Here is an 8996-nt window from a genome sequence, read left to right as displayed (position 1 = left end):
CGACGACAAGTTTGGAGGAACCGCAGCGTCCAAAGCCAGTGCCCGTCGATAAACCGTCCGTAAACAACGATTTGCCACCGCGCCATTCGACTGGCCGATTCGCGAATCGGCCAGACGAACCGGGCGGTCGACGGGCAGGGTGGCAGCCCCTCTCCCGCACGTTCCCATCACATGGCATCGCCCCGCATCGTCTCTCCCGCGCAGGCTCTGCGCCTCGGCGCTTCCGCCTGGTTTGTTGCTGCGACCCTGGGCCAATGGGCCTTCGTCGTGTTCATCGTGCTGTTCTTCGGCGGCCATGTGCTCGGCGGCGATCTGGCGGCGCTCAACAGCAAGCCGCATGTGACCGGCTACGTCCGCGGAGACGTGTTCGGCAATATCCAATTCATAGGTCACGCGCTCATGGGCGGCGTGGTGACGTTTGCCGGCGGCTGGCAGTTGGTGCCCGCCGTGCGTCGCCGCTGGCTACACCTGCATCGCTGGAACGGTCGCCTGTTCCTCGGTATCGCCCTGGTCGCTGCACTATCGGGCCTCTACCTCACGTGGATCCGTGGCTCCCAGCTCGGTTCGGGAAGCAACCTCTCGATCACGCTGAACGGCCTCCTAATCGTCGCCTTCGCCACGCTGGCGTGGCGGAGCGCGCTCCGACGCGACTTCGCCCGCCATCGAGCGCACGCGCTGCGCGCCTTCCTGTTGGTCAACGGCGTATGGTTCCTGCGTATCGGCATCATGCTTGCGGGTTTGGCATTGGCCCCGCTCGGAATCAAGATCGATTACGAGGGCGCCGTTTTCGTCGGCGTGAGCTTCGCCAGTTGGCTGTTGCCGCTGACCGTGCTGGAGCTTTACCTGGGCGCTGAACGATCGACGCGGCCTCTACCCAAGTACGCCATGGCTCTGACATTGGGTTTGCTTTCGCTCGTGACGTTGGCCGGGAGTGCCGCTGCGGTCGCCTTCATGTGGATGCCGGTGCTGGTAGCGTCGAAGTGAGCGGCAGGGCATGGACGCTTGAGCTCGGTAGCCGTCAGCGAGTGCTTCCGACCAATGGGAACGGTGGTAGTTGATCCCGGGCACCGCCCATCGATCAAGACCGCTGCTGATCGAGTCAACGCTGTGTGACGCGCGGCCCGAAGGCCATGCGTCCAGCGCGATCGCGGGGCCGAAGCCGCCGACGGTGACGGCGCCGCGGCGTGGCAGGCCGTGCGTGTCGAGGCCACGCAGCGCCGTTTTGCATCGCCCGACGACTTCCGTCATGCGATCGGAGGCGCATCGGCAGCGGCGCCTGAAACGACGCCCGCTCGCGTGCTCGACGCTCCGCGCTAGATCGGCGTGCCCACCGCGGTCGACTGCGCGGGTCACCCGAAAGAGGTATCGAGGGATTACCCCGCCGCGGTTACTGCGCTCGCGATGGCACGCGTACGCTCGATGCCATGCAAAGACTGTATTCCATGTTCCCGGGCCAAGCACCCGGCGTCGCCCTGCTGTTGCTGCGCGTGAGCGTCGCGGTCGGCCTTTTCGTCGACGGTTCGTTGCGGTTTCCCCTCGACCCAGGACGCTGGGATTTCCCGTTGCGGTTGGCCCTCGGCGTCTTCCTCCTCGCAGGCGCCTTCACGCCGCTGTTCGCGCTGTTGGCGTGCGCCGTGAGTATCGTCGACATCGTCGACCCGGGATTGTCCTGCGCCCCCATTGCGCTGATCGGCATCCTCAACGCATCGGCGCTGGGTCTTCTCGGTCCCGGTGCATTTTCCCTGGATGCGCGAATCTTCGGACGACGCCTCATCGTATTGCCCGATGACGACTCCGATCTCTCGTGAATGGCGGACCGCCGTCAATGTCCATTACGCGCGGTCGCGCGCGGCGCACATCGGTACGCGCTCATGTGACGGCGCGCGCCTCGTGCGAGCCATCCGCTCCCAAAGGGGCAGGCGCGTCTCGCACGTCGTGGTCTGTCGCGTCGTTCGCCGAGGACGCACGATGGCATCGGACATGGAGCCGCACGGCCCGCCCCGTAGCGACCATGGACCGACCACCCGCCATTGCACGCCATAGGAGACTCATCATGCACATCGCCATCAGGGCACAGAAGCCTCGCACCCCTGCCACTGCGAGGAAGGTATCGGCCGCCGTGGTCGCGGTTCTCATCAGCCTCGGGCTTGCGTTCTTCTTCACCGGCAGGGCGTCGGCTCGCACATCGGTCCAGCGTCCCACCATCGTGCTCGTCCACGGCGCCTTCGCCGGATCGTCGAGCTGGAGCGACGTGATCAGGACGTTGAACCGCAAGGGCTACCCCGTCGTTGCCGTGGCCAATCCGCTCCGGAGCATCAAGGGCGATGCCGCCTACGTCGCCAGCCTGGTGCGCAGCATCCCGGGGCCGGTCGTGCTCGTCGGGCATTCATACGGTGGATCGGTCATCACGAGCGCGGCCGATGGGCTCGCGAATGTGAAGGGACTGGTCTACGTTGCCGGGTTTGCCGCGGACGTCGGCGAATCGCCGGCCAAACTGGCCGGCCAGTTCCCCGGAAGCACGCTCGGACCCGCGATTGCTCCCGCCGTGACGTTGCCGGACGGAGACAAGGATCTCTACATTTCCACCGACAAGTATCACGCGCAGTTCGCCGCCGACGTAGGCGCAGCCTCCGCGGCCGTGATGGCGGCGACGCAGCGGCCGATCACCGAGGCGGCCCTCAATGAAGCGTCCGCGTCGGCCGCATGGAAAAGCATTCCCTCGTGGTTCATCTACGGCACGCTGGACAGGAACATCCCCGCGGCAGCGCATGCATTCATGGCCGAGCGCGCTCACTCGCGCAAGACGGTGGCCGTGAAGGGCGCATCGCACGTCGTGATGATTTCGCATCCGGGTGCCGTCGCCGCGCTGATCGAGGAAGCCGCGTCGTATTGACGCCGTCGGACCACCCGCCAAGAAGCGGCGTGGGCGCGCATGCAGCCGCACGCCGCATCGGCGGACCGAATGACCCGAAGGAAGAGGAATGAACATGAAAGGCATTCTTTCGTTCATCGTCGCATCCTGCATCGCGACGTCGGCTGCCGCCGACGTCGCGCGAAATGCGTCGACCACGATTCCCTCGGTCGCATCGGTCGCGGACCCCGTCCGTCACACGACGGCGTCCGTGGACGGCGTGCGCGTCTTCTATCGGGAAGCGGGCCCGAAGAACGCGCCCGCGCTCGTCCTGCTGCACGGATTTCCGACATCCTCGCAGATGTTCCGTGACCTCATCCCGCGCCTTTCCGACCGATACCATGTGATTGCGCCGGACTACCCCGGCTATGGTTACAGCGACATGCCCGATCGCGCGAAGTTTGCGTACACGTTCGCCAACTACGCCGATATCGTGGACAAGCTGACGCGCCAGATCGGCCTGGAGCGTTTCGCGCTGTATGTGATGGACTACGGCGCGCCGGTCGGTTACCGCCTCGCGCTCGAGCATCCGGATCGGGTCACGGCCTTCATCGTCCAGAACGGCAATGCCTACGAGGAGGGTCTCGGCGCGTTCTGGGATCCGATCAAGGCGTACTGGAAGACCGGCGCAGCGAGAGAGCGCGAAGGACTCCGTTGGCTGACGACGGTCAAGGCGACGCGTTGGCAATACACGAACGGCGCGCGCGAGCCGGATCTGATCGACCCCGATGCCATCACCGTCGACCAGGCACGCCTGGATCGCCCGGGAAACGCCGAGATCCAGTTGGACCTCTTCTACGACTATCGCACCAACGTGCCGCTGTATCCGAAGTTCCAGGCGTACTTTCGCGAGCGGCAACCACCGATGCTGATCGTCTGGGGAAAGAACGACGAGATCTTCCCGCCGTCGGGGGCATGGCCCTATCAACGCGATCTGCCGAAGGTGGAGATCCATATGCTCGATGCCGGCCACTTTGCCCTCGAAACCGACGGCGCCGAGATCGCGGCACGCATGCGGGACTTCCTCGGCCGCTCCCTGGCACCCACTGTCGGTGCGCGCTGAGTCGACAGGGAACGGCATTGCACCGCCGATCGGCCAGCCGGGATGCTCCCGAAGGATCGGCGGTGCCGACGGGGGTTGCGGGTGAAGGAATGGATGGCTCGCCATTCATCGTAGTACGCTGATCCGCATCCGGCATGAAAGGGCAAGATGGCGCTGGCTTCGTTCGCGCGCGAGGCGGATCGCCGGAGCAACGGGCATCGTGCGAATGCGGCTTGGCGTGCATCGACGGTTCTTCGACTCTCCTCGGTCGTTGCGGGACGCAGCTTCGATCCCGCGCCTCATGGCTATCCACGGGATGGGCTCGCATGACGTCCGACAATGGACTGGAGAGAACGAGTTGGGTCGTCGGTGCGGCGCTGGGCCTCGCCGCCGCAGTAGGCGCCCTCCAGCCGGATGTCGCTCGCGCCGCGCAGCAACTCTCCCAATTCGGGCACGAAGCGTGGCGGACGCAGGAGGGTCTCTTCGCGAGCCCGAATGCGATGGCCCAGACGGCGGACGGCTATATCTGGATTGGAACGGACGGTGGCCTGGTACGGTTCGACGGCATCCGGTTCGTTCCGTCGAACGCACTGGCGGGGTTCCCGTCCCCGGAATTCAAGGTTACCGCCCTGCTCGGCGCCCGCGATGGTGGGCTCTGGATCGGTACGCCTGGCGCCGTGGCCCACGTCAAGGACGGCAAGGCCACCCAGTTCGACGTTCCCGGCGTGCCGTCGCTATTCGTCGAGGAGGCCGATGGATCGCTCTGGCTGGTGGAAACCCGCAGCGGAGTGCCCATCTGCCATTTGGCGGGTCGCAAGGTGGATTGCCACGGATCTCCGACCGTCCCGCTCAAATACGCCTCATCGCTGGTGCGCGCCGCCGATGGCGGACTATGGCTCGGCAGCTCGAGCGGTCTTTGCCACTGGTATCCCGGCAAGGCGCCCGCCGATTGCTTCCTGCAGCAGACCCTCGAACCGTTCGCCGGCCTCGGCGGGATCAGTTCGATCGCCGATGCGGGCGATGGTTCGCTGTGGGTAGGCATCGGCCGGCCAGGGCCCTCGCTGGGGCTGGGCAAGGTCTCGCAGGGACGTTGGCAGCCGTTCGCGATGAACGGCTTCGACGGCAGCACGCTGGCTGTTTCATCCGTCTTCCAGCAGCGCGACGGCGCACTGTGGGTCGGAACGTTCGACCAGGGTCTTTACCGGATACAGGACGGTCGCGTGGATCGCTTCCGCATGGAGGACGGTCTCTCCAGCAATGCGATCGTCCAGAACGGCATCATCGAAGATCGCCAAGGCACCGTCTGGGTACTGACATCCGCCGGCATCGATGCGTTTCGACACCAGCGTGTTTCGGTGTTCTCGATGCGCGAGGGCCTCGCCGCGGACGGCGTCGAATCCGTGCTGCCGGCCAGCAACGGTGACGTGTGGCTTGGCAACACCACGCTTTCCATCCTGAGGGGCGACAAGGTCACGGCGCCCGACCATCCGGAGCTGTTCCGCGACAGGGCCGTCACGTCGCTGCTCGAGGATCGCGATGGCCACATCTGGATCGGCCTGGACAAGTCGCTCCAGGTGTACGAAGAGGGGACACTCGATCCGATCACCGGCGCTGACGGTGGCCCGCTCGGCATCGTCAGGATCCTCGTTCAAGACGCCGACGGCGACGTCTGGGCGGGCTTGGTGGGGCCCAAGCTTGTCCGCATACGCGACAGGAAGGTCGTGGAGGAAATGGATACGGCTGCGTTCGGCGATCCGAGAACCATCGCGAGCGACGCAGCCGGTGGCGGTCTCTGGCTCGGCTACAAGGATGGTCATCTCGCTTCTTACAAGGACAAGCAACTCACCCTCTTTCCGCCGGATGGCGTGAGCAAGGGGCAGATCCGGCATCTTCTCGTCGATGCAGATGGAACCCTGCTGGGCGCCACGTCCGCGGGCCTGCTGATCCAGAACCGCTCCGGCCGCCAGTTGATCGATGCGGCGCACGGCCTTCCGTGCGAAAGCCTCGTCGCCGTCGTGAAGGACAGGAACAATGCGGTCTGGATGAGCGCAAGCTGCGGCATCATCGAGATCGAAGCCGGCGAGCTCGAGCGATGGAAAAGCGCTCCATCCACGAGCGTCCGATCGCGGTTGTTCGATTCGACGGACGGAGCCCAGTTCGGTTACAGCGCGTTCACTCCCTGCGCCGGCATGGGGCCGGACGGACGCATCTGGTTCGCGACCAGCAAGTTTGCCGAAGTCATCGATCCGGCCGAGCGCGCGACCGCGTCGCAGGGGATGCGCGTGCAGATCGAGTCTCTGATGGCCGACAGGACGGCCTTCGCCCCTGCCGGTGCGGTGGAGCTGCCCGCCGCGAGCCGCGATATCAGCGTGCGCTACACCGCACTGGGCTCCGCAATCCCCAGGAAAGTCCAATTCCGATACAGGCTGGATGGGCGCGACCACGCGTGGCAGGACGTCGGCTCGCGGCGCGAGGCGTTCTATACCGACCTTCCGCCCGGGGCGTATACCTTTCGCGTGGAGGCCGACGAAGGGAACGGAACGTGGGATGGAAAGAGCACGGCGCTGCGCTTCGCGATTCCACCGCTGTTCCATCAGACGCGGTGGTTCCAGGCGTTGTGCATCGTTGCCGCATGCCTCGCCGTCTACGGCCTCTTCCGTCTCCGTCTGCGCCAGATGGCGGGGCGCCTCAGGCAACAGATGAAGGTGAAGAACCTCGAGCGCGAGCGAATCGCGCGCACCTTGCACGACACGCTGTTGCAGGATACCCAGGCGCTGGTGTTGAGCTTCCAGACGGTGGCGGAGCACATGCCCGCCGACGATCCGGTGCGGCAGATGATGGAGCGCACGCTCGATCGGGCGGACGAGGTGCTCGCGGAAGGTCGCGACTGCGTACTCGACTTGCGCGAGCCGGAAGCCAGGATGGCGGAGCTTCCGGAGGCACTGTCGCTCGTCGGCGAAGAGCTGGCGAGTTCCCACGCGTGCGCATTTCGAACGATCGTCGAAGGCCAGCGGCGCAAGCTGACATCCGCCGTGCGCGACGAGGCGTACCGGCTGGGTCGCGAAGCGATCATCAATGCATTCCGGCACGCACAGGCGCAGAGCATCGAAGTGCAGGTCGGCTACGGCCAGAAATTCCTCGTGCTGCAAGTGCGCGACAACGGCAAAGGCATCGATCCGGCCACGCTGAGGCTGGGCAACAAGGCCGGCCACTGGGGTCTCATCGGCATGCGCGAGCGCGCGCGGGAGCTCGGTGGAAAGCTGGATATCTGGAGCGGCCCGGGTCCGGGCACCGAGATCCAGCTGAGGGTTCCGGCGATGATCGCCTACTGGACGTCGGATGCCGCCCCCGCTGCGTCCTGGTTGAGCCGACTGGGATTGAGGCAAGAGCCGCGCCCATCGTCCGACTCGCGCTAGTGGCGCGTCGGCTATTCCTTGCGAGCCGGCAGTGGCTCCGAGTCGCGTGATGGCACCATCGTCAACGGCGGTGCGCGCGCAACGCGCGCAACGACAACGCCATCCGCCAAGGGTGGCCGATGCGGTCGATGGGCGGCGACGACCGCGATGTCCAGCGTCGATCGATCCTCCGTGCGCTTCTAGAACCCGAGTTCGCTCAGCGAGGGTTGGTCGTCCGGACGCCGTCCAAGCGGCCAGAGCAGTCGGCGATCGTCCGCGTGGATCGGCGCGTCGTTGATGCAGGCCCATCGGCGCCGCATCAATCCGTCGTCGTCGAACTCCCAGTTCTCGTTGCCGTAACTCCTGAACCACGCGCCGGCGGCGTCGTGCCATTCATAAGCGAAGCGCACGGCTATCCGGTTCCCGCGGAAAGCCCACAATTCCTTCACCAACCGGTATTCGAGTTCATGTTGCCATTTGCGGGCGAGAAAAGCCTTGATCGCTTCGCGGCCGTGGATGAACTCGGCGCGATTCCGCCACTGGCTCTCGACGCTGTAAGCGAGCGCGACCCGTTCGGGATCGCGCGTGTTCCAGCCATCTTCGGCCAACCGCACTTTCTGGATCGCGGTGTCTTCGGTGAACGGGGGCAATGGCGGCCTGGTCACGATCGGTGCTCCTCTGGGTTGACGTCAATGGTCGGTGATTTCGCCGCGAACATACGGGACGCGCTGTGGCCAGGCGCGCATGGGATTCAGCACGGTGACGCATCCTGAAACCTTGCCGCGCCCCGATGCGGTCGTGTCCGCGCCATCCGAGGCACGCATCCGTCGCCCGAGCAAGCCCCGTCGTGACACCGCAATCACGGCCTGCGTGCGCGTCTTCACGCCGAGCTTGTCGAAGATCGCCTTGAGGTGGGTCTTGACGGTGCCGAGCGCGACGCCGAGTCGCGCGGCAATGGCTTTGTTGCAGAGGCCGTCGACCACCAGTTGCAGGACGGCCTCTTCGCGGCCGGTCAACGGTTCTGCGGACAAGCTTTCCGCCAACCGTTCCGTGACGCCCGGGCTGAAGTAGCGTGCGCCGCGATGCAGGGTACGGATGCCGATCGCGAGGTCATCGAGGGCGCATCCGGCCAACAGGTAGCCCGCAATGCCGTGCTCGAGCGCGCTGCGGATCTCCCACTCGCTGTCATGGGCGGCGACGATCATGATCTTCGGCAGCGCGCGTGGGGTGCACTGCCGCGCGAAACGTTCCGCGATGTCGATACCGTTGGAATGGTCGGCGACCAGCACGTCCGTGAAGAGGGGCACGACGCCTGCTGGCGCGAACCGTTCCGCAGCACATTGGCCATCGGACGCGACGACGCCGATGTCCGTGTACGCAGCGAGTGCTGCGACGAGGCCGGCGCGCATGAGCGGGTCATCGTGTACGACGAGCACTTTGATCGTTCCGGCGGACGCCATGGGCTTCTCGCTTGTTCGGGAGTCATGTCGTCGGCAGGCAGCCGGTCGACAGGGCGTCAATCTAGTCCGACCGCGCGGCGCAGGACATCCCCCATCTACTTAGAAACGGCTACCTCGATCGGGTAGCCGACGGAAGTGGCGGATTGACATGTCGCCGATGGAAGACGCGGTACGGGCGACGCGATGCC

The 8996-nt window shown here is 65.6% G+C and carries 7 protein-coding genes; 5 read left to right on the top strand and 2 right to left on the bottom strand.

Features of this window, described 5'->3' with window-relative positions; translation table 11 throughout:
• Positions 1–171 precede the first annotated feature (171 nt).
• The 5 genes from VI238_RS11050 (at position 172) to VI238_RS11030 (ending at position 7369) form a co-directional block, all read left to right on the top strand.
• Positions 172–984: a DUF2306 domain-containing protein gene (locus VI238_RS11050; protein ID WP_331651266.1), complete on the top strand. Its 813-nt coding sequence runs from the start codon at positions 172–174 to the stop codon at positions 982–984.
• A 458-nt stretch (positions 985–1442) separates the two neighbouring features.
• The gene (locus VI238_RS11045; protein WP_331651264.1) at positions 1443–1808 is read left to right on the top strand and encodes a hypothetical protein; all 366 of its coding nucleotides are present in this window, start codon (positions 1443–1445) and stop codon (positions 1806–1808) included.
• A gap of 245 nt (positions 1809–2053) precedes the next feature.
• A complete protein-coding gene (locus tag VI238_RS11040; RefSeq protein WP_331651262.1) occupies positions 2054–2893 on the top strand; it encodes an alpha/beta hydrolase in 840 nt (279 codons plus the stop codon).
• 229 nt (positions 2894–3122) lie between these two features.
• Entirely contained in the window at positions 3123–3974 is an 852-nt protein-coding gene (locus VI238_RS11035) for an alpha/beta hydrolase (protein ID WP_331651260.1), read from the top strand.
• A 305-nt stretch (positions 3975–4279) separates the two neighbouring features.
• Positions 4280–7369 carry a sensor histidine kinase gene (locus VI238_RS11030; RefSeq protein WP_331651258.1) on the top strand — a complete coding sequence of 1030 codons (3090 nt, stop codon included), beginning with the start codon at positions 4280–4282 and terminating at the stop codon, positions 7367–7369.
• A 179-nt stretch (positions 7370–7548) separates the two neighbouring features.
• Here VI238_RS11030 and VI238_RS11025 read toward each other — a convergent pair whose 3' ends face one another.
• Positions 7549–8016: a DUF1348 family protein gene (locus VI238_RS11025; protein WP_414650055.1), complete on the bottom strand. Its 468-nt coding sequence runs from the start codon at positions 8014–8016 to the stop codon at positions 7549–7551.
• 21 nt (positions 8017–8037) lie between these two features.
• Positions 8038–8808: a response regulator transcription factor gene (locus VI238_RS11020; RefSeq protein ID WP_331651254.1), complete on the bottom strand. Its 771-nt coding sequence runs from the start codon at positions 8806–8808 to the stop codon at positions 8038–8040.
• Between the last annotated feature and the right edge of the window lie 188 nt (positions 8809–8996).

Source organism: Dokdonella sp. (assembly GCF_036518555.1).
Taxonomy (GTDB): Bacteria; Pseudomonadota; Gammaproteobacteria; order Xanthomonadales; family Rhodanobacteraceae; genus Dokdonella_A.
This window is presented reverse-complemented; position numbering and strand designations above follow the sequence as displayed.

What these genes read in the sequence shown, in the direction of transcription:
- VI238_RS11030 (WP_331651258.1), top strand. Translation starts at nt 4,280, where the DNA reads ATGACGTCCGACAATGGACTGGAGAGAACGAGTTGGGTCGTCGGTGCG.
- VI238_RS11045 (WP_331651264.1), top strand. Translation starts at nt 1,443, where the DNA reads ATGTTCCCGGGCCAAGCACCCGGCGTCGCCCTGCTGTTGCTGCGCGTG.
- VI238_RS11020 (WP_331651254.1), bottom strand. Translation starts at nt 8,808, where the DNA reads ATGGCGTCCGCCGGAACGATCAAAGTGCTCGTCGTACACGATGACCCG.
- VI238_RS11040 (WP_331651262.1), top strand. Translation starts at nt 2,054, where the DNA reads ATGCACATCGCCATCAGGGCACAGAAGCCTCGCACCCCTGCCACTGCG.
- VI238_RS11050 (WP_331651266.1), top strand. Translation starts at nt 172, where the DNA reads ATGGCATCGCCCCGCATCGTCTCTCCCGCGCAGGCTCTGCGCCTCGGC.